Source organism: Ciceribacter lividus (assembly GCF_003337715.1).
Lineage (GTDB): Bacteria > Pseudomonadota > Alphaproteobacteria > Rhizobiales > Rhizobiaceae > Allorhizobium > Allorhizobium lividum.
In genome coordinates, this window is record NZ_QPIX01000003.1 from 100,871 (window position 1) to 121,254 (window position 20,384).

General features: G+C 59.9%; 18 protein-coding genes, 1 tRNA gene and 1 pseudogene. 10 read left to right on the forward strand and 10 right to left on the reverse strand.

What is annotated here, in order from left to right; translation table 11 throughout:
- Positions 1-109 precede the first annotated feature (109 nt).
- The 4 genes from DFR48_RS06675 to DFR48_RS06685 form a co-directional block, all read right to left on the reverse strand.
- Entirely contained in the window at positions 110-304 is a 195-nt protein-coding gene (locus DFR48_RS06675) for a hypothetical protein (protein WP_147273512.1), read from the reverse strand.
- A 367-nt stretch (positions 305-671) separates the two neighbouring features.
- Positions 672-2,600 (reverse strand): UvrD-helicase domain-containing protein, encoded by a 1,929-nt coding sequence (locus DFR48_RS06680; RefSeq protein ID WP_114362416.1) that lies wholly within the window; start codon positions 2,598-2,600, stop codon positions 672-674.
- A gap of 31 nt (positions 2,601-2,631) precedes the next feature.
- Complete coding sequence (locus tag DFR48_RS21760; protein WP_147273513.1) at positions 2,632-2,892, reverse strand: hypothetical protein; 261 nt, start codon at positions 2,890-2,892, stop codon at positions 2,632-2,634.
- A 22-nt stretch (positions 2,893-2,914) separates the two neighbouring features.
- Entirely contained in the window at positions 2,915-3,844 is a 930-nt protein-coding gene (locus DFR48_RS06685) for a DUF5655 domain-containing protein (protein ID WP_114362417.1), read from the reverse strand.
- A gap of 289 nt (positions 3,845-4,133) precedes the next feature.
- Between DFR48_RS06685 and DFR48_RS06690 the strand changes: the two genes are divergently transcribed.
- The 6 genes and pseudogenes from DFR48_RS06690 (at position 4,134) to DFR48_RS06705 (ending at position 11,717) form a co-directional block, all read left to right on the forward strand.
- A complete protein-coding gene (locus tag DFR48_RS06690) occupies positions 4,134-6,845 on the forward strand; it encodes an N-6 DNA methylase (protein ID WP_170141813.1) in 2,712 nt (903 codons plus the stop codon).
- A gap of 266 nt (positions 6,846-7,111) precedes the next feature.
- A pseudogene (locus DFR48_RS22175) lies at positions 7,112-7,330 on the forward strand (hypothetical protein); the annotation flags it as partial.
- A gap of 18 nt (positions 7,331-7,348) precedes the next feature.
- Positions 7,349-8,278 (forward strand): tyrosine-type recombinase/integrase, encoded by a 930-nt coding sequence (locus tag DFR48_RS06695; protein WP_245415548.1) that lies wholly within the window; start codon positions 7,349-7,351, stop codon positions 8,276-8,278.
- Positions 8,265-8,786 (forward strand): hypothetical protein, encoded by a 522-nt coding sequence (locus DFR48_RS06700; RefSeq protein ID WP_147273514.1) that lies wholly within the window; start codon positions 8,265-8,267, stop codon positions 8,784-8,786. The genes DFR48_RS06695 and DFR48_RS06700 overlap by 14 nt, the downstream gene beginning before the upstream one ends.
- A gap of 293 nt (positions 8,787-9,079) precedes the next feature.
- Positions 9,080-9,310: a helix-turn-helix transcriptional regulator gene (locus DFR48_RS21915; protein WP_170141814.1), complete on the forward strand. Its 231-nt coding sequence runs from the start codon at positions 9,080-9,082 to the stop codon at positions 9,308-9,310.
- Entirely contained in the window at positions 9,303-11,717 is a 2,415-nt protein-coding gene (locus DFR48_RS06705; protein ID WP_170141815.1) for a bifunctional DNA primase/polymerase, read from the forward strand. Before DFR48_RS21915 ends, DFR48_RS06705 begins: the two co-directional genes overlap by 8 nt.
- A gap of 248 nt (positions 11,718-11,965) precedes the next feature.
- Here DFR48_RS06705 and DFR48_RS06710 read toward each other — a convergent pair whose 3' ends face one another.
- Entirely contained in the window at positions 11,966-12,292 is a 327-nt protein-coding gene (locus DFR48_RS06710; protein WP_114362422.1) for a helix-turn-helix domain-containing protein, read from the reverse strand.
- Positions 12,293-12,391: 99 nt separating this feature from the next.
- Here DFR48_RS06710 and DFR48_RS06715 point away from each other — a divergent pair, with 99 nt between their 5' ends.
- Positions 12,392-12,721 carry a hypothetical protein gene (locus DFR48_RS06715; RefSeq protein ID WP_114362423.1) on the forward strand — a complete coding sequence of 110 codons (330 nt, stop codon included), beginning with the start codon at positions 12,392-12,394 and terminating at the stop codon, positions 12,719-12,721.
- Between the two features lie 6 nt (positions 12,722-12,727).
- Here DFR48_RS06715 and socB read toward each other — a convergent pair whose 3' ends face one another.
- The 4 genes from socB to DFR48_RS06735 all read right to left on the reverse strand — a co-directional run bounded on the left by socB (position 12,728) and on the right by DFR48_RS06735 (position 15,308).
- On the reverse strand, positions 12,728-13,450 hold the full coding sequence (gene socB, locus DFR48_RS06720) for a type VI toxin-antitoxin system SocB family DNA replication inhibitor toxin (protein ID WP_114362424.1): 723 nt from the start codon (positions 13,448-13,450) through the stop codon (positions 12,728-12,730).
- Positions 13,428-13,979: a type VI toxin-antitoxin system SocA family antitoxin gene (gene socA, locus DFR48_RS06725; RefSeq protein WP_114362425.1), complete on the reverse strand. Its 552-nt coding sequence runs from the start codon at positions 13,977-13,979 to the stop codon at positions 13,428-13,430. The genes socB and socA overlap by 23 nt, the downstream gene beginning before the upstream one ends.
- Positions 13,980-14,011: 32 nt before the next feature.
- Positions 14,012-14,087 (reverse strand) — tRNA-Thr (locus tag DFR48_RS06730).
- A 261-nt stretch (positions 14,088-14,348) separates the two neighbouring features.
- Positions 14,349-15,308 (reverse strand): NAD(P)H-dependent flavin oxidoreductase, encoded by a 960-nt coding sequence (locus DFR48_RS06735; protein ID WP_114362426.1) that lies wholly within the window; start codon positions 15,306-15,308, stop codon positions 14,349-14,351.
- Positions 15,309-15,615: 307 nt separating this feature from the next.
- Between DFR48_RS06735 and DFR48_RS06740 the strand changes: the two genes are divergently transcribed.
- Positions 15,616-16,782: a hypothetical protein gene (locus DFR48_RS06740; protein ID WP_245415540.1), complete on the forward strand. Its 1,167-nt coding sequence runs from the start codon at positions 15,616-15,618 to the stop codon at positions 16,780-16,782.
- Positions 16,783-16,815: 33 nt separating this feature from the next.
- Here DFR48_RS06740 and ppk2 read toward each other — a convergent pair whose 3' ends face one another.
- Complete coding sequence (gene ppk2, locus DFR48_RS06745; RefSeq protein ID WP_114362691.1) at positions 16,816-17,703, reverse strand: polyphosphate kinase 2; 888 nt, start codon at positions 17,701-17,703, stop codon at positions 16,816-16,818.
- Positions 17,704-17,834: 131 nt separating this feature from the next.
- Here ppk2 and phoR point away from each other — a divergent pair, with 131 nt between their 5' ends.
- Positions 17,835-19,136 carry a phosphate regulon sensor histidine kinase PhoR gene (phoR, locus tag DFR48_RS06750; protein ID WP_114362427.1) on the forward strand — a complete coding sequence of 434 codons (1,302 nt, stop codon included), beginning with the start codon at positions 17,835-17,837 and terminating at the stop codon, positions 19,134-19,136.
- Positions 19,137-19,331: 195 nt separating this feature from the next.
- Positions 19,332-20,372 carry a substrate-binding domain-containing protein gene (locus tag DFR48_RS06755; RefSeq protein ID WP_114362428.1) on the forward strand — a complete coding sequence of 347 codons (1,041 nt, stop codon included), beginning with the start codon at positions 19,332-19,334 and terminating at the stop codon, positions 20,370-20,372.
- The last annotated feature ends 12 nt before the right edge of the window (positions 20,373-20,384 follow it).

Consider the following 20,384-nt stretch of genomic DNA (forward strand, 5'->3'; position numbering starts at 1 on the left):
CGACACAGTGCAGCCTCCGCCGACCATGTCTTGCGTACGGCGGGGGCCGCAACTGATGTGATATCGGGTGAGCGGAAGCCCGGTCTCCCGATACCGGCCTTTTCCAGCGTCAGCAGTGTTTGTCGTAATGTCGGCGGAATTCCTCCTGCCCGCCGAAGTCGCCGTACCTGGCGAGCTGTGCCATGCCGGTCTCGTTCAGCAACATGCCGGGAATGTTTGCCGCAATGTGCGGCTCGGCGGTCAGCGGAAAGGATATCCTCTGCTTCGGTGCTCGGAAAGTGTCGCACTGGCGTCTGAGTGCCAAGATGCTCTTTGGCGGATCAATCTCGAAGAAATTGGAAAAGTGGTGCCGCTTACGTGACTCGAACACGTGACCCCATCATTACGAATTGTTTTTCGTAGCAATATCAGAGATTTAGATGCTCTACGAAATCGTTGGACCCTACTGGACAAGCCATTGGCCAGAATCCACTTCCAAGAGTTGAGAGGTAGCACAGGGTATTACCCGGTTGCCACCCATTTGATCCCGCGACACTACTAGCAGCCTACAGTTCACCGCGTGCCCTACTAATCGGCACGGCACCCCGCCAGACCTCCCCCCATCAACGGCACTCACAGTTTGGGCCGGGGGCGGGAGTCCGTGGGCGTCGGGATGTCCCGGTTTCTTGAATCTATCCGGCAATTGGCGCTGGTGCTGCAGGACCAAGCTCTTGGATAAATTGGCTAGCGTGCAAAATCGCATCTCCATAGACCTGCTGAGCGGGCGCTATGCCGACACCGAGCGCGTCGGCAAGTGGCATCCGTTGAGAGTAAGTGAGAATAAGAGTTCCGGGCTTCTGATCATGCGGAACAGCTTTAACTCGGGTGATGCCGACGTAGAATAGTCGACGTTGTTCCTCAAGATGCTGCGCCCGCTCCGCTGGCGTCAGGTCAGCGTCCGCTTGGCGCGGAAGTAGTCCCTGTACGCAGCCTGCAATGATAGTAATCGGGGAACTGAGCCCCTTGCTCTTGTGCAAGCTCATTATGCGGACATCTTGAATTTCCGTCGGGATTTCTGGCTGGCTAATAGCTATGGCAAGTTCTCGTACAAATGCTTCCCTTTCACCGTCCTCAATCTCAGCCAGGACGGCTATTGCGAGTTCCCGAATATCGCGCGTTTCGTTCTGCCCTTGTGGGAAGAGCTGATCCACGACTGCGTTGAGGTCTGGCAGCGCTTCAAGCGCGGCCAACGCTTGCAGAATTTCTCGGAACGACAGCACGATAGCTCCGGTATGGGGAAGGTGCAGCGCCCCGCTCTCAAGCTGCACCATGGCATCCCAGGGGGTTGTCCCCGTGTTTTCACAGTGTTCTCGAACACGACGATATCCCGCCGCGTGCCAATTGTTTCCGTCAATACCAACGAGCCATCGTAAGGCAACCCTGTCCTGTCGATTGGCGAAAAGTTTGAGCAGTGCAAACGAACGCTTTGCAAGCATGTGGTTTAACTCAGATTCCGCATAGTAGGACTTCGTCGGAACGCCCTGAGCAACAAGTGCCTCGTAAAGAGGATTTCCGAACGCCCGGCTTTGCGTGAGAACTAGGATATCACCGGCTGGCGTCCCGTTCGCGATCATCCCCGACACGAGCGCCGAGACGCCCGCCACCTCTTGTGCAATGGTCTGGTACTGTACGATGCGGACATCCCCAACGCCGTTTGCGGGCATAGGCACCAAAGGTCGTGGCACCGGACGCAAAACGTTGTGCCCGATGAGATTGTTCGCCATTTGCACAACCCTTGTCGGGCATCGCCGGCAGTCGTCCAGGCCGAGATCATCTGCACCCGCATTTATGTTCAGCCACTCGCGAATCCCGTCCGGATGAGCGTGCTTGAAGCTGTAAATGGACTGGTCGTCATCGCCGACGATACACACCTCGGCAGCACCAGATAGAAGCGCGATGACGCCCTGTTCGGCTCTGTTGAGGTCTTGGTACTCATCGACCAGAATGTGGGCGAACTCGCTTCGCTCTTCTGCCGCAGGGTTCGAATGCAAATAGCTGTACAGTTGAGGGATAACCTCGCCGATGAGCATGGCTTCGTGGAAACGTAGCCAAGACAGCAAGTCCGCCTGAAATGCGGCATCTTCCGCACTCAATGCATAACCCGGCTGTTCGTGCTGGAGACGAGCCCAAGCTGCCTCGTAGGCCATTCGAAGCTTCTTCACCGCCTTCTTGCCCCCATGTTGGGCCATCAGGTCGCAAACTAGAGGTTCAAGTTCAAACTCATTGAGGGGACGCGGCACTCGTCCTGTCGCACCCAGAACGTGATTCCGCATCAACATCCTCAATGCGAGACTATGGAGCGTCACGCCTTCAAGGTCATCGCACCCCGGAACACCCATACCGACGAGTTCCCGGTGGAGGTCCTCCGCCGCAACTCGAGTAAACGTCACAGGCAATATCGTGGCAGGGTCTGCGCCGCTCTCAAGCAGTCGTGCGACGCGGCGCTTCATCGCAAATGACTTGCCAGTCCCGGGTCCAGCTACGACGCGGATACGGACATTCGCCGAAGAAGCAATTGCGTAAGCTGGCGTTCCAATTGTCAGGCCATCATTCCAAGGCATAAAATCCCCCCTTCAAAATCGTCGGCAAAGTCTAAATCAGCACGGGCCGAAATATTGATTCCGGCATTATCAGGCTTGGAGCTTTGATGCCTTTGGTCGGATTGGACATACGCAGCCCGTACCCCTTTTCGAGCCAGAGTAGGATTTCTGCCGGACGAGCTAGCCGGACATAATCATCTTCAAAGCGCGTCTTCGACACGACAAAAGTGCCGTCTTCGTGCTGGTGTGGAAACAGGAGCTCGCCGGCATTAGCACCCCGGCTAACAAATGCGTGCAGATCAAGCTTCGGCACTATTCACTCCCCCTATCACTAGCTAGGCCCCGTCATAGCTGCGGTCCATCAGAGGCTTGGCTTTGTCCAGCGTGGCGACATCAGTGATGATGATTTCAAGGTCGCCAGTGCCGAAATGGCCGATGTTGCGCACGTCACGGGTAAAGCCGGGCTCAAGTTCTATGGTGTCCGGATCGACCTTGACGAAAACTTTGAGGTGCCTGATCTGCGGCTTGACCTCGACGCACGCAAAGTTCTTTAGGCGGCGGAAGGCGACGTAGTTGTCCAGGGTCTTCAACTCGACATCGTCGCCCAACGCTAGCAGGTATGCCTTCGTCGCCTCGTAGAGATCGACAAGATCTTGGTCCGCATCCGCGAGGTATTGCGTAACCGTCTTCTGGCGAGATCGTGGTCGCGCTGCCGTAGGCTCGCCTTGGGTGTCGATGCTGACAGGGATTTCGCGCGCGGGTCGTTCCGATGCCGAGGTTAGCAGTTCGAACAGCAATAGCTCGTCGCCAAATCGGCGATAGCGAACCAGCGCGATGTTCCGGTTCATCTGGTTGACCGCATGGGCGTCGTACTTGGTGAAGTCGCCGGCAATGCAGATCAGCCGAGGAGTTCCCCAGTCGACCGCCTTTGCTTGCTCGGCGCCGAAGCGCTCCAGTACAAGCCATTCGAAATCGCGGCGGTGGTCCATCAGCCAGTCGAGGTAGAATAAGCCTTGGTTGATGACGTTCTCATTGCTGGCCCGCTTATACTCGACGATCACCGGCGAACCGTTTTCATCGATGCCGAGCGAGTCCATGCGCCCGCCGTTCGTCGTCGGAAACTCGGAGGCTAGAAACCTCACCCCGAGAAAGGCTTCCATGTTGCGCTCAATGAGCGTCTGCAGCGACTTTTCCAACGCAACCGCGCTGCCGCGAAGTTCCGTGACCGATGCGCTGTCCGTGCGAAAGAGTTTTATGTCGCTCATGCTGCCCCTTTTTGTGGCCAATGTGCCCAAGCCGGTACTCCGACACAATAGTCTTCACGCTGCAATTCCCAACCAGGACTTTCAGAGCGGTTCGCTCTGATATATCGATTGCGGATGAACGTGTGGCTTCTGTGACGGACTAAACATGTCAGAAATCATTGGAAATCAGGTAGATGTACGAACGGTAAGCGCGCAATCCGTAATTTCAGAGCGCATCGCTCTAATTTCCGCTCTTGACACTTCTGAAGCAGTCAGTAAATGTCCCAGCCAAGATGCTTGGGATGAAACCATGAAGCTGACGCAGCAGATCGCCATTGAGAATTCTAATGTCGCCGAGTGTGTTGCTCGTGGCGTTATTGAAATCGCAAATGGAAAGGTGACCTATCACCTCAACCACAAGAAATCATATGCGTGGAGTGATCCTGAAGAATGGGTGCGATGCATTGCCATCGCGAATTTGGTGATCGACAAGAAGTATCCTGCTACGCAAATGCGGATCGAAGTGGTGGTGCCTCGCCGCACTCCTAGCGATTTCGCCGACATAATCGTTTATCGAGATGAGGCCTGCAGGGACCCCTATCTCGTCGTAGAGTGTAAGAGCGATCCGCAGTCGAGGGCGGGTCGGGATCAGGGCATCGAGCAGCTTTTCGGCAATGCCAATTCTTTGCGCATTCCTCTCGGCCTATACGATGAGTATGGGGAATCCCGTTTTTATGACGTAGGTAATTTTGAGCCGACGGAACGCCAACGAAACATGCTCGGCGGGCGCGATGCCGTACCCGAGCAGTTCGGTGAGATACCAGTCTATGCTTACGTCGCAGGCAGCGAGATGGATATCCATCCTGTCGCGTCAAACATCCTTGAAGCCAAGATCAAGCGCGTTCACTCGCTCATTTGGGCGGGTGGCAAACGTGATCCTCTCACCTCATTTGACGAATGGAGCAAGCTCCTGTTCGCGAAGGTGGTGGACGAGCGCAACCGCCGCTCGGGTGAGTTCCGACACTTTCAGGTTGGCACCAATGAGACGACTGCCGCCGTCGCAGGTCGTGTCCATGCTCTGTTCGCGCAGGCGTGCAGACAAGATCCTACGATCTTCCCGGCGAACGCCCGCATTCGCCTGACGGACAAAAAGATCTACGAGATTGTCCTGACGTTGCAGGAGGTGAGCTTCCTGAGGACGGACGTAGATACCATCGGCGCCGCCTTTGAGAACTTCTTCGGCTCGGTGTTTCGGGGTGAGCTTGGGCAGTACTTCACGATGCGGCAGTTGTCTCGGTTCACCGTCGCGATGTTGGGTATTGGTGAAACCGATTACATCATCGATCCGACAGCTGGAAGCGGCGGTTTCCTGCTGGAAGCTCTATTGCAGGTCTGGCACAAGATTGATCGCGAGTATGAAGGGCAGCCGGAGAACGAGATTAATCGTGCGAAAATGGACTTCTCTCGCACTAACGTCTTCGGCATTGAGATTCACGATATCCTCGGGCGCATCTGCAAAATCAATCTGTTGCTGCACCACGATGGGCACACGAATATCGAGGCAGATCGGTCGTGCCTTGACGTTGTGTTTGCTCACCCGCGCCTAAATCCGCCGAAGGACAAATTTACGAAGCTGTTCGGCAACCCGCCCTTCGGCGATGAGGTGCAGGCGGGGGATGACGACCACCTTGGAGCAAACACGCTCGAATCGTTCGTGGTGGCGGAGAACCGGACAAAGGTGGCATCCGAACATGTAATACTGGAACGGTCGGTCGATCTGCTTGAGCCGGGAGGCGAGCTTGGCCTGATTTTACCGGACGGCCTGTTCAACAATCAGGGTGAGCAGAGTAACTGCCCTTCTGTGCGCCGGTATCTCGCGAAGAATGGATTCATTGAGGCTATCGTGTCGCTGCCTGATTATGCATTCCGTAAGTCGGGCGCGCAGAACAAGACCTCTATTCTTTATTTCCGGAAGTTCCAGAAGTGGCAGAAGACTGCGTTTGATCAGTCCTATGAAGAGGCGATTGAGAATGGCGCATCGGAGGAAAAGGCCGTCGCGGCGGCGCTCGACGCGATGGCGTATAAGGTTTTCCTCGCTGAGGCGAACTGGGTTGGATACACTTCCACAGGCATTCACTCTGAGTTGAACGACCTCTATCGCGGCTCTGCGGGTGGCAGGTTGGCAGACAACCAGGACGGAACGATCCTCGGTGAGTATCGGGCGTTTCAGGCTAACCCCGAGGGCTACGAGGGTCGTAAATCGCCTGACTGTATGGCGATCCCTGCGGGCGATCTGTGGCGAGCTCATCCGAGCCATAGACTTGACCCAAAGTACCACCTCTTCAAACGGGAGGAACAGAACGTCGTTCCAGACGGCTGGATCAAGATGCCGATCCGCGATGTGCTGCGACGGCGCATGGACCAAGTATACCCGGAAGCCCGCCCCGACGAGCGCGTTGCTGTGATGACGCTCAGCCAGACTGGTGAAATCCGACCGCGCGAGGCAGGCAAGGGCCGCAATCCGCCGGAGTGGCTCGGTATGTATTTTGAGGATAGCCCGTCGACCTGGTTCGCCGCGCGCGAGGGTGACGTGGTGTTTAGCTCCATCGACCTCTGGAAAGGGTGCGCTGCCGTAGTCCCGCCAGAATTTGACGGAGCCCTCGTTACGAAGGAGTTCCCGATCTACGAGATTACCGACGACCGCCTGGACCCGGTATTTCTCTCGTGCCTCCTTCGCAGCCGGTATTACCAGCGAGCGTTCAGGGCGATTACGACAGGGCACAGCAATCGGCGGCGCACGCAGGTCGGGGATTTCGAGGCTTTGGAGATTGCATTCCCGCCGGACCGCGAAGCCCAGCAGGCACTAATTGCCGGCCTCGTTGAAGCTAGAAACGGACAAAGGCAAGCCATGGACTTAATGGGACGGGCAATGATGGCATTCAACGACACCATCGATGGTCGGGGTGATGAGGAGCTTCCCGACGTTAACAACGATGAAGAAGCGGCTTTGGAGGATGCTTGATACTCTGCTCCACGCAAGCTGAGAAACGGCAATAAAGTAGCGCATATTCACGACGAGCCTCGCGGCTAAGCCTGCGAGGCTCATTTCACGCTGTTGGCTGAACTGAACTTGCTGTTGCTCATGTGCGTCCGATCGCGCGTGCGCAGGTGCTGGACAGCGTTTCATGGTGGTGGATCAGGTTGGCGGAAACTTGATAAGTATCTGATATTACTTGCTTTTTAAAGATGATTTGGTTAGTTTGAGTTGAGGCCAACAGGAGGTCTCAAATGCCTAACCTACGTCTTACCCGCCGCACCATTGACGACATTCCGTTCGCTGCCAGCGGCCAAATCCTCTACCGCGATACTCTGCTTTCCGGTTTCGGCCTTCGGGTCGGCAGCCGCTCAAAGGTCTACTTTGCCGAGGGGCAGGTGAACCGAGAGACCCGCCGCGTGACCATAGGGCGCGCGGACCTGTTTGCGCCGGAGGTGGCGCGCAAGAAGGCGCTCGCCTTGCTGGGGGAAATGGCCGAGGGCCGGAACCCCAACGAGGAGAAGCGCAAAGAGACGGTGGAGCGCGTCACGCTGGCCGTCGCCTTTGAGCGCTTCTTCGAGGCGCGCAACAAGCTGTCTCCGCACACCGTCACCAATTACGGGCGCACCGCCAAGCTCTACCTCAAGGCATGGCGCAAGAAGCCCATGAACCACATCACCCGGCAAATGGTGCTGGCCAAGCATCAGGAAATTGCCAAGGTCCACGGCGAGGTGACCGCCAACAATGCGATGCGGCACCTCCGGTCCGTCTACAATTTCATCGCCGCCACACAGGACGACTTCCCGCCGAACCCGGTGCTGATCCTCTCGCAGGCGCGGGCATGGTATCGCGAGCGGCGGCGGCAGACTTTGGTCACGGCGCTGGACCTGCCCATGTGGTGGAAAGCCGTCATGGCTGAACCGGATTATTCCCGCGATTTTCTGCTGACCGCGCTATTCACCGGAATGCGCCGGGGCGAGCTGATGAAGCTGCGCTGGGAAAATGTGGACCTCGCAGCCCGCACGCTGCATCTGCCCACAACGAAAAACGGTGACCCGCTGAACCTGCCCTTGTCAGCATTCCTTGCGGACCTGCTGACCAAGCGTAAAGAACAGGCGGAAGGGTCGCCTTGGGTGTTTCCCGGCCCCGGTAAGAATGGCCATTTGGTGGAGACGAAGAAATTCCTACTGCGCGTCAGCACCGGCTCCGGCGTGAACTTCACGCTGCACGATTTGCGGCGTACGTTCATCACCATCGCTGAAAGCCTCGATGTTCCCTACTACGCGCTCAAGCGTCTCCTGAACCACCGCGCCAATGGCGACGTCACGGGCGGCTATATTGTCGTCAATGCGGAGCGGCTGCGCGGGCCGGTTGAACTGGTCGCGGCCCGGATATTGGAGTTGGCCAATGTCCAGGTATGACCCGATGATTGCCCCGGTCGCGGCGGGCGCCGATGCGCAAGGTCTGGCTTACGGTGCAACCGTGCTGGAGCGCCTCCTGCTCGCGATCATCAATGCGCACCCGACGCCGGAAACCGAAGGCCGCGATCACGAGCGGCTGGACGTGGCAATGACGGCGCTGGTCGGGACCCGCACATCGGCGGGTGACGACTACGACGATGCATTGCTGTTTATGGCACAGCAGCGGCAACGCGATGTCTGCGACTGCGAGATGTCGCTCCTGCATGAACGAGCCGATGCTGGTAGGCACATCCGCTCCAACATGGAATTGGCGAAGTTGGCGGCACGTGAGGTTCTTGAATGCACCGCCTCCGACATTCACACCGCCGCGACCCGGCTTTGCGACATGTTTACCCGGCAGCGCAGCCGCACCGTCGAACCGGACTACGTTCAGGAGGCGCTTGAAACGGAAGCCGTGAAGCGGCTCTGCGCTGAACTCGCCGAATGGGACGTCCCCTCGCGGCTCTGAGAATCTTGGACAGAGTTGGACCGGCTTGCATCGCCGTCCCGTCAGCAACTTTCCGGCTTGATCGGGCCGGCGCTCTCGCATAGCGTCGTGTTGCTTGGAAGGTAAGCCGTACCGGTCTCCGGTAGGCAATTCACCCAGGACGCGGGCTGACACCCCGTAGGGGCGGTAACAGTCCGACACCAAGCAGGCGAGACCGATCAGCGTGGTGGTCTCATAAGCGAACGACAGGTGCCCGCCTCGGTGGGCCAGCCCGGCGCCGAAGTCATTTCCGAAACAGCTTTAGGAGATGACTGATGGCACACGTCAGTTCCCATACATCTGTGCAGCCTGATGAGTGGCTATGCACGAAAGAGGTCGCGCGGCTCACGAAGCTCAGCCCGTCGCTGTACGAAAAGGCACGCCTTCCCGGTCGGTGGAATGGTTTGCCTTGGTATAAGATCGGAGGACGCGTCCTTTACCGCAAATCCGAAGTTCTGGCCTGGATGGATTCCTTCCGCATCGAGGGGGGCGTCCGCCATGTCTAACTTCAACCTCACCCCCGAGAATCAGTTCGAGTCGCCCGGCCACGCGGCCGTCTTCTACAAATCGCTGGGCTGGGAGCCGCTTGTGCTCCCGGCCCGCGAGAAGAAGCCTAAAGGCAAGTGGGGCAACCTCACGGAAAGAACCGACGAGGACTTACTTCGCGCGTTCAGTCCGGTGAGCAATATCGGCATCGCTCTTGGCGAGCGATCCAGTGGCTTGATCGACACCGATTTCGATTGGCCGGAAGCCGCGCGGATCGCTTGCGAACTAATGGGCGACCTACCGAGTTTCGGTCGCGCGGGATCGCCGCACAGCCATCGCCTCGCCATCGGCCGGTTGCGCAAGAATGTCCGCTTCCAAATTCCGCCTAGCGCGACCGGGCTGATTTCCAGCGACCGCATGACGGTGCTGGAATTACGTGGCGACGGGCTGCAAACGATGGTTCCGCCATCGGTTCATCCCTCGGGCGAACTTGTCCGCTGGCATGACGACCCGGCAACCGTGCCGGTCGTGGACCCTGACGATCTGGAGCGCCGCGCGGGATGCGTGGCGTTCCTCTCGGTCATCGTGAACAAGTATCCGCGTGTCGCCGGCAACCGCGACAATGTCTGCCTCGCCCTAACCGGTGCGCTCGTGCGCGCCGGTATTTCCGATGAGGAAGCGGATCAGTGGGTGGGACTCGTCGCCAGCTTGGCCGGCGACGAGGAAGCTGACAAGCGCGGCGGCAAAGCAATGGCGAGCCGGGAGAAGCACGACGCCGGGGAGCAGGTGTGGGGCTTGCCCATGCTCTGCGAATTTCTCGGCATCGAGCCTATGGAAGCCACGCTTCGCAAGTGGCTCGGCGGCTCCAGCGAAGACGGGGAGGGCGGCAGCGCCATCGCGGTCAGAGGCGGTTTCATGCCGCAAGCCGTCGATGCGGCCGAACAGGCATTGATTCGCGAAGGCGTCGGCATCTACCAGCGCTTCGATTCACTGGTCCGCGTCGTTCGACTGACGGTCAGGGTCGATGAGGAGGGCGTCGGACGCGACAGCGGCGCGCTGATCCTCAAGCCCGTGACCTCGCCTTGGCTGCGCGAGCAGTTCGCCCGCGTGGCGCGGTGGGAGCAGCCAACCGCCAAGGGCGGCATGAAGAGGATTGACCCGCCGCCGGATGCGGCATCCGCCTACCTAGCGCGGGTCGGTGAATGGAGATTGCGATTCCTGCAGGGCATCACCCAAAGCCCTACACTCAGGGCCGATGGCACCGTCTTGCAGGAACCGGGATACGACCCGCTTTCCGGCTTGCTGTACGACCCCGGAAGCACGGTATTTCCGCAGGTCGCGGATAGCCCGTCTCATGACGTGGCGAGGGCCGCACTCGATGTGCTCGCCAACCCCTTCCGGGGCTTCTCCTTTGCCGAGGATGCCGACCGCAGCGTGGCGCTTGCGGCGGTGCTGACGGCATTGGTCCGCGCCATGTTTCCAGCGGCTCCCATGTTCGCGCTCGATGCCCCGACGGCCGGGACCGGCAAGTCGCTTCTGGCCGAAACCATTGGCCTCGTCGCCACCGGCCACAAGCCCGCGATGATGTCGCAGGGCAAGAGCGATGAGGAGAACGAGAAACGCCTGTCGTCGGTGCTGATGGCCGGCGACCAAGTCGTCGTTATCGACAATTGCCGGTACGCGATCGAAGGTGACTTTCTCTGCACCATGCTGACCCAGGAACTGGTTCAGCCGCGCGTGCTCGGCAAGTCCGAGATGAGGCGGCTTCCGACCCGGTGCCTTGTCATGGCGACCGGGAACAATCTCGTCCTATCAGGAGACGTCACGCGGCGGGCCTTGATCTGCCGCCTCGATGCCGGGATAGAGCGGCCCGACCAAAGGCAATTCGACTTCGACCCGCGCCACGAAGCGGTCAGCGACCGTCCGCGTCTGGTCGCAGCCGGATTGACGATCCTGCGCGCCTATATTGCGGCAGGCAGGCCGAACCCAATTGATCGCGTCGGCTCTTTCGAACAGTGGAATCTTGTTCGTGAGGCCTTGGTTTGGGTCGGCTGCGCGGACCCGGCGCTTACCCGTGATCGCGTTCTGGCCGACGATCCTCAGAAGGAAGTCCTAATCGACCTTCTCCGCCTGTGGCGGCAGGCGCTGGGAGACCGTCAAGTGACCTTGATCGAACTCACTGCGTTGGCCGAGCACGACGCGGGCGGGCTGGTCAGGAAGCTTGTCGAAGAGCTTGCCGCCAATACCCGCTTCCACAACGGCTTCAATGCGAGGAGTGTCGGGCGGTTCCTGGCCAAGCATCTCGACCGAATCGCTGACGGTCTCGCGCTGCAAGCCGTTAACGACGCCTCCGGCATCAAGCGTTACCGTGTTGTCGAGGCGCGCCGGCGAGGAGAAGGTGCGGCATCGATCGAGGCCCCCTTCTGATGTCCTCGCGACGCCGTGCGGCAGGTTTGACGGGGTTTTGCTGGTTTTTGCGGGCTGCACGGGCCGGTAAAACCCGGCAAACCCCATCAAACCCGGCGGCTAAAGCGGCTGGGCCGCAGGCCGACGCTCGGAGGCCTTGGACAGCGGGCAGGCCACCTTACGCAGCCGGTGCGCACAAGGCCCTCAGAGGCCGTCTGAGGGCCGCTCCGAGGCCATTGCGGGCGGGGTAAGCCCCGTGTCGCTAGCCGCTACCCTACAAACGCCTTCAGCATCCGCGCGGCGCGGTCGAGTTGGTCAGCATTCATGCGCGATAAAGTGCCGTTTATTTCGGTCAGAAGCCGTGCGCGCTCGCCGGTTCCGGGCACAGCGTTGGCACCGAACAGGACCGGTGCCGGAACGTTGAGCGCAACTGCAATTTTCTCCGCGGTCTCGAAAAGCGGCGCGGCGACACCCCGCTCGATCTTGCCGATAGTCTCGCGCGAGATGCCAGTCTGGTCGGAAAGCTGCTCAAGGGTCCAGCCTTTAGCCTTCCGGTGATGACGGACATTCGCGCCGAAAAGACGTTGAAGCTCCATATGCGCACCTCGTTCGGAACAAAGGCGGCAAAGGGCTGCTCAAATCGAGAAATGAGAACTTTGCATTCTCGCAATTTGAGAACTATAACATCTCATTCAGTGAAGTCGGATGCTGTGGTTCTGCAAATGACGATGGTAGATCTGCTCCTTACTATTTTGCGTTGGCTTTTGTTGATCTTCTTCGGCGCTCAAGCCCTTATCTTCATTGGGCTGGTCCTGTGGACGATCTGGACCGACGCGATCAAGCCGAGGCTGATTCCTGCCGACGACATCACCCGCGTGGCTGACGACATCATTGCCAGCTATCCCGACCCGGAGCTTGAAGCGTTCGCCCGCCACGAGCGCGCGTGGTACGGCAGCGACGGCGCGGAGCAGACCTATTGGTACCGCGTGCGGAAGGCCGTCAGGCGGCGGCTGGAAGGCCGCTGAGCCGCGTCAGTCGAACAGAGGGCCGTGACCACCGCCAGCGGCCTTGCGGCGAACCTCGTCCTCGCGCGCCTCGCTGACCTCGCGCCAGATGTCGTAGGTCTCGCGCACCATCTGGTCGAGCTGGTCGAAACCAAAAAGCTCGACGCCTTCGTCGGTGCTCAGCGTCACCGGGCGCTGGTCATCAGCGGCATCGCCGAACTGCACGACCCCGAGCCGAGCGGCGGTGAAGTCGGGATTGGCGACCCGGATATGCTCATGCATCATCGAGAAGACAAACCGTCTCGCTTCTGCCGTCAGGCGTTTGCCGCGCCGGGGATCGATGAAGACCACCAGCGGGACACCTTCCAGCGCCATCACCATCGGCAACCAGTATTCGACCTTCTCGCCGACGCTCAGCGATAGCGGGAAGAAGGCTTGAGAGCGGCTGCGTAGGGCATTGGAGCGGGCGAAGTCGTGCAATCCCTTGGCGACGAGCAGGTTGGCGCTGCACTCATCGTCGGACGTTGCCTTCGCCCGTATCAGTCGTTCCAGAACCGGCCATGCGGTCGGGTCGGCAACCGCGAACATATCGGGCTGGACGTTGAAGATGTCTGCGAACCGGGCGCGAACTGGTTTGTAGGTGATCGTTGGATGCCCGAGCTTGAAATGCTCAAGGGCGCGGCGCTTCTGGTCGGACGGCAGCGTTGCGACGCGGGCAAGGTCGATCTCAGGTAAGCGGCGTATCTTCATCCGGTTCTCCTGCGACCGGAGCCGCGCCAATGGAAACCTTGTGGAACTTGAATCGGTTGACGATGACATCATCCGGGATTCGCAACCCCAGCGCAACCGATGTTCTTCCTTTGTCCGCAATGTAGTCCCAAGGCGCGCCTTTAGCGTGGGAGATGTCGACAAGCCGCCCCGGCGATAGCTGCCCGTAGGACGACATGACACGCGCCAGATGACGCCGAATGCTCGGGTCCTCGGGAAGGTCCAGCGCATGGCGCTCGCCGGTCATCACGTTCTGCCCGGTGGCGCGGAAGTCGATAGGAGAACTGCCAGCCGTCTTGAAGGCCGAATAGGCGGCAGGATGCACCGGCCCGTATTGCCATGCCTCGAAATAGCCGCTGACCAGAGGTCGCTTGGCTTCGATCAGGAAGATGGAATGGGCGAAGTAGAGGAGCTTTTGCAGTGCGAGATTGGTGACCTTGATCCCCGACCGGTCAGCCTCGTCCAGCATGAGGTTGGCGACGGCTCTCGGATCGAATGGACCACCGGTCATCTGCGCACTTTGACTTCCTCGGGTTGGGGAAGTGGTGCCGCTTGCGTGACTCGAACACGCGACCCCATCATTACGAATGATGTGCTCTACCAACTGAGCTAAAGCGGCTTAACCCTTCACACACGGCCATACTATGGCCCTACTAACTTTCACTCACCAGCCCCAACCCGCTGGCTTCGAACCTCATTCTCTAGCGGACCCGCTAATTACGAATGATGTGCTCTACCGACTGAGCTAAAGCGGCCAAGGCGAACCGCGTCTGGCGCGGTTCGTCGATCTGTGCGCGCTGATACAAGCATCGCGCGGGAATTTCAAGCCGGGATTTTCTCCTCCAGGCGTTTTCCGTTTTGAGCCGGGCTCCTCGGCAGGTCAGAGCGCGAGACGGGTGCGGGCCGCCTTGTACTCTTTCTCGAGTCGGTCCACGACGGTGGCGACCGGCTCGACCGCCTTCACCGCACCGACACCCTGGCCGCAGCCCCAGATGTCCTTCCAGGCCTTGGCGCCGGTGGCAGCCTTTTCGAAATCCATTTTCGACGGGTCGGCGACCGGCAGGTTGTCGGGATCCATGCCGGCCGCGCGGATCGAGGATTTCAGGTAATTGCCGTGAATGCCGGTGAAATAGTTCGAGTAGACGATGTCGTTCGCCTGCGCCTCGACCACGGCCTGTTTGTAGGCGTCGGAGGCGCGCGCTTCCGTCGTCGCGATGAAGGGGGAGCCGATATAGGCCATGTCGGCGCCCATCGCCTGCGCGGCAAGAATGCCGCCTCCAGTAGCAATGGCACCGGCAAGCAATAGCGGCCCGTCGAACCACTCGCGGATTTCCTGTATCAGCGCGAAGGGCGAAAGCGTTCCCGCGTGGCCGCCGGCTCCCGCCGCGACGGCGATCAGCCCGTCGGCACCCTTGCGGATCGCCGAATTGGCGTGGCGATTGTTGATGACGTCATGCAGGACGATGCCGCCGTAGGAATGCACGGCCGCGTTCACCTCGGGCACTGCCCCGAGCGAGGAAATGACGATCGGCACCTTGTACTTCACGCACATCATCAGGTCGTGTTCGAGCCGCTTGTTCGAGGTGTGGACGATCTGGTTGACCGCGAAGGGTGCTGCCGGCTGATCCGGATGTGCCGCGTTGTAGGCCGAAAGCTCCTCGGTGATCATGGCGAGCCATTCGTCGAGCTGGCTCTCGGGCCGGGCGTTGAGCGCCGGGAATGCACCGACGATGCCGGCCTTGCACTGCGCAAGGGTCAGTTCCGGATGCGAGATGATGAAGAGCGGCGAGGCTATCACCGGGAGGCGAAGGTTCTCGGAAAGGACCGCGGGAAGTGCCATGAAAAACCTCGGATTGTTTTACGTTTACGGAAACGTCAATTTACTTAGCAGAGGATGGAGAGATGGAAAAGACCATTGCATGCGGTTGATCCTGGGCCACCAGCGTCACGCGATGGACGCCGACCGCGGCATAGGCGGCGCTGGTGCCTTCTTGGAAGCGTCGACGACGCATTAGCCGAAACTAAGCCACTTTTTTCTGAGTATCGTTCCTCCGCAGGATGCGAGGCCTTGCAGATCGGCGGGGCAGCCGTTACCGAATCGCTATGCAACAGCAACGGGACCGGCCCCGATTGCCGATCGATGAGGGATGCCAGTGAACGGATTGGAAGCGGCAATCAGGAACGCTCTAGAGCGATCGGATCGCGCCAATGCGGAGACGCGTGCCCGGATCTATCAGTCGGCGCGACACGCGCTGGAAACCGGGCTGCAGAAGCAGGGCATCACGGATCCCGAGATCATCGCCCAGCAGCGACACAAGCTTGAGGCGACGATCCACGCGATCGAGCTGGAGGAACGCGGGCGGCTCCCGGCCGTTGATTCCGATGTGAGGCGTCCGCAACCACCGGAAGCAGCCGTCATGCCGCAACCTTCACCAGCTCCGACGGTGGAGGCAATCCGGGAGCCGGCAATGCCCGCGATCGAGCCCGGTTGGGGCGAGCGCCGCGATGGCCCCGCGGCAGCGGGGGATTTCGGTGATTTGCGGGCCGAGCGTCCGCATCGCACGACGGAAAGCGTCGATACTCCTCTGGACGGGGGAGAGGTGCGGACCGCGGATGCGATAGAGATTCGTCCCGAAGCGCCGATCCGCCCGCGGAAAAAGCGGCGTGGCTTTTTTGCGCGGCTCTTCATGTTCGCTGTCCTCCTCGGAGCGATCGGTACGGGGGCATGGTGGGTGTACACGTCTGGCCTCATGTTGAGCGAGGCGGAGCGGGATACCAGCGTCCCCAATCCCCCGCCCCAGGCCGCGGAGGAGGATTTCACCGGCACCCAGGAACCGAAACCGCTCGAGACCCGCAACGGCTTTTCCGACGAATGGATCGAGGTGTTCGAGCCGAAGCGTATTGATGCGATCCGGCCGCGTGCCAATGCCGCAGTCGACGTCGTCACCGCGCGTGACGGTACGGCGATGAATGTCGTTTCGCGTTCGGCGGATGCCGACGGAAATGTGGAGATCACGGTGCCGACCGACGCGCTTCGCGAAATGGCGGGCAAAACCTCGACCTTCGCGCTGACTATCGAGGCTGCCGGCGACGAACCGGTGCAGATCGCCGTGGAATGCGATTTCGGAAGGCTGGGCGACTGTGCCCGTCACCGCTTCACTGTCAATACGGAGAAGATGGACGTGCTTTTCCGTGTAAGCTTCGACAAGTCCATGGCGCCGGCAACCCCCGGCCGACTCCTTCTGAACGCCGGTCTCGGGGGGCGTGGCGAAGGCATCAATCTCTACTCCGTGCGCCTCCTGCCGGGACAGTGATTGCCGAAAACATCGGGCGCCGCGCGCCGTTCTTCAGGAGCCGGCGAGGAAGTCCGGCCCCTTGCCGATGATCTTCTTGTCCATCTTGCCGATCTTCTCCTCGTCCTTGCCTTCGTAGTCTATCGAGGTGAGGATGTGACGGATGGCGTTCAGCCGGGCGCGGCGCTTGTCGTTCGCTCGGATTATAGTCCACGGCGCATGATCGGTATGGGTTGCCTCGAGCATCCGGTCGCGCTTGTCGGTGTAGTCGTCCCACTTGCCGAGCGCGGCGATGTCCATCGGAGAGAGCTTCCAGATTTTCAGCGGGTCGTGGCGCCGGTCATGAAAACGTTCGATCTGCATCTCCTGGCCGATGTCCAGCCAGAACTTGAAGAAGTGGATGCCGTCGGCGGCGATCAGCTTCTCGAAATGTGGCACCTGCTTCAGGAATTTCTCGTATTCTCCTTCCGTGCAGAAGCCCATGACGGGTTCCACGACCGCACGGTTGTACCAGGACCGGTCGAAGAGCACGAATTCTCCGCCGCTCGGGAAGTGCGGCACATAGCGCTGAAAATACCATTCGGTCCGCTCCGTCTCCGTGGGCTTCGTCAGCGCGACCGAGCGTGCCGAGCGGGGGTTCATGTAGGAGAGGGTCACATGGATGGTGCCGCCTTTGCCGGCCGCATCCCGTCCCTCGAAGAGGGCCATCACCCGGTTGCCGGTTTTCTGCAGCCAGAACTGCACTTTGACGAGCTCGATCTGCAGGAGCTGCAGCTCCTTCTCGTAATCATCCTCGTCGAGCTTCTTGTCGTACGGATAATGTCCGGAGGCGAGCGACTTGTCGTCGATCCAGTCCGGAAGGTGCGGGTCGTCGATGTCGAAGATCCTTTCCTTGCCACCGATCTTGAGCGTTACCGCACGGCTTTCTGCTTGCGTCATCATCGGCATTCCCTTCGTCGCGACCGGAGATGCTGTAGTGAGGACATATTCGCGCCGCCAATACAAGCGACAGCCGGATGCCATCGGCGGGGGATATCCACCGGTGACCGTGGCAGAGCCCGTAAACATCTGTCATGAATTGCATTTATCAGGGGCATTGTGTGTTCCCGGAAGTGGTGGACGAGGGCTGCGTGGCTGAAGATCGCGGTGCTTTGAAAGTGGTGGCGTCGCGTTTGCGTGCCGGTTGGCGTTTCCTGGCTGCGGCAGCCCTGGTTGCGGCGGCCTCCTATTTTGCCGGGGCGCAGCCGTTGTTTTCCCTCGTCCTCTGGCTCGTTTCGCTCTTGTCGGTAATCCTTCGTGAGCCTTCTCCTCCACGTCTGCCGGAGACGCAGGCAGAGCCGGTTCAGGCGGGCGAAGCCGCACTCCCGCAGATGGAGGCCGTTCTCGGAGCGCTCGATCTGCCGGTTGTGGTGATCGACGGTGATGCAAACATGCTCGCCCAGAACAAGGCCGCGGAGAAGGCGTTCGGTTCGCTGTCGCCAGGTCTTCACATTTCCACCCGCTGGCGCTCGCCCGGCATCCTCGACATGATCCGCGAGACGATCGAGACAGGCGAGCCAAATCAGATCGAACATTCCGAACGGCTGCCATCCGAACGGGTCTATATCGTCCGTTCGACACAGGTCGAGAACCTCGCCAATGCGCGGCCGAGACTCTTCCTGCTGTCATTTCGCGATGTTTCCGAACTGCGTCGGCTCGATCGGATGCGCAGCGACTTCGTTGCCAATGCAAGCCACGAACTGCGAACGCCGCTCGCCTCGCTCCGCGGCTTCATCGAGACTCTCCAGGGCCCCGCCCGGGGTGACCCGAAGGCGCAGGAACGCTTCCTTGCAATCATGCTGGACCAGGCGACACGCATGAGCCGGCTCGTCGATGATCTCCTGTCGCTCTCGCGGCTGGAGCTCAAGGCGCATATCGCGCCGGACCAGAAGGTCGATCTCGTCCCCGTCCTCGGACACGTGCGGGATTCGCTGGCGCCGCTCGCCACGGACCTCGGCGTTGATATCCGCCTGCATTTGCCGGAGGGCAAGGTCGAAGTTCTCGGCGACCGCGACGAATTGGTGCAGGTTTTCGAGAACCTCATCGAGAACGGCTGCAAGTACGGGCAAGAGGGTAAGGTCGTCGACGTCTACCTCCGTCACGGTGAGGGCGTTCCCGTTGAAGTGAGCGTCGTCGACCACGGCCCGGGAATCCCGGTCGAGCATGTTCCGCGTCTGACGGAGCGCTTTTACCGGGTTAGCGTCGCGGACAGCCGCTCCAAGAAAGGCACTGGCCTCGGCCTTGCCATCGTCAAGCACATCCTCACGCGCCACCGTGCGCGACTGATCGTTCGCTCGGAAATGGGCAAGGGTACCGACTTCACCGTTCGTTTTTGACATAAAAGCACGGTTGAAAGGTGAGGAATGCTAAAAATATGTTTTTAGATCAAATACTTAATATGTCACAAATCTTTCATCGAAGTGACATAAAAGGGAAGGGTAACAGTGAGTATGAACGTGCTGCTGATGCACGGGGACGGTGAGGCCGTTTGCGGCTGCATCCATACACTAGCCCACTCACGGGAGATTGAAATGAACACCCTGAAACTTTCCCTGGCAGCCATGGTCGCCTCGGTTGCTTTTGCCGGCGCTGCTGCCGCTCGTGACCAGATTCAGATTGCCGGTTCTTCGACCGTTCTGCCTTACGCATCGATCGTTGCCGAAGCCTTCGGTGAAAACACCGACTTTCCGACCCCGGTCGTCGAGTCCGGCGGTTCGGGTGCCGGCCGCAAGAAGCTCTGCGAAGGCGTGGGCGAAAACACCATCGACATCGCCAACTCCTCGTCGCGCATCAAGCAGTCCGACATCGACCTCTGCGCCCAGAACGGCGTGAAGGACATCCAGGAAGTCCGCATCGGCTACGACGGCATCGTCTTTGCTTCGGACATCAATGGTGCCGAGTTCGCCTTCACGCCGGCCGACTGGCACATGGCGCTGGCGGCAAAGGTCGTCAAGGATGGTCAGCTCGTCGACAATCCGTACAAGAAGTGGAACGAGATCCGTGCTGACCTGCCGGATCAGGAAATTCTTGCTTTCATTCCGGGCACCAAGCACGGCACCCGCGAAGTCTTCGACGAGAAGGTGATCGTCGACGGCTGCAAGGAAGACGGCGCCTTGGAAGCACTCAAGGCAGCCAATGGCGGCGATGAAAAGGCGGCCGAGAAGGCTTGCATGGCGCTGCGCACCGACGGTGTTTCGGTTGATATCGACGGTGACTACACTGAGACGCTGGCTCGTATCGATGCCAACAAGAACGCCATCGGCGTCTTCGGTCTGTCCTTCTACCAGAACAACACCGACAAGCTACGTGTCGCCACGATGTCCGGTGTAATGCCGTCCGTTGAAACGATCGCCAAGGGTGAGTATCCGGTTTCTCGTCCGCTCTACTTCTACGTCAAGAACGCCCACCTCGACGTGATCCCTGGTCTGCAGGAATACATCGAGTTCTTCGTTTCCGACGAGATGGCTGGCCCGGACGGTCCGCTGGCGGCCTACGGTCTGGTATCCGACCCGGAACTCGCCAAGACGCAGGCGGCCGTGAAGGCCCGCACGCCGATGGGTGCCCTGAACTAATCCAAACCGACC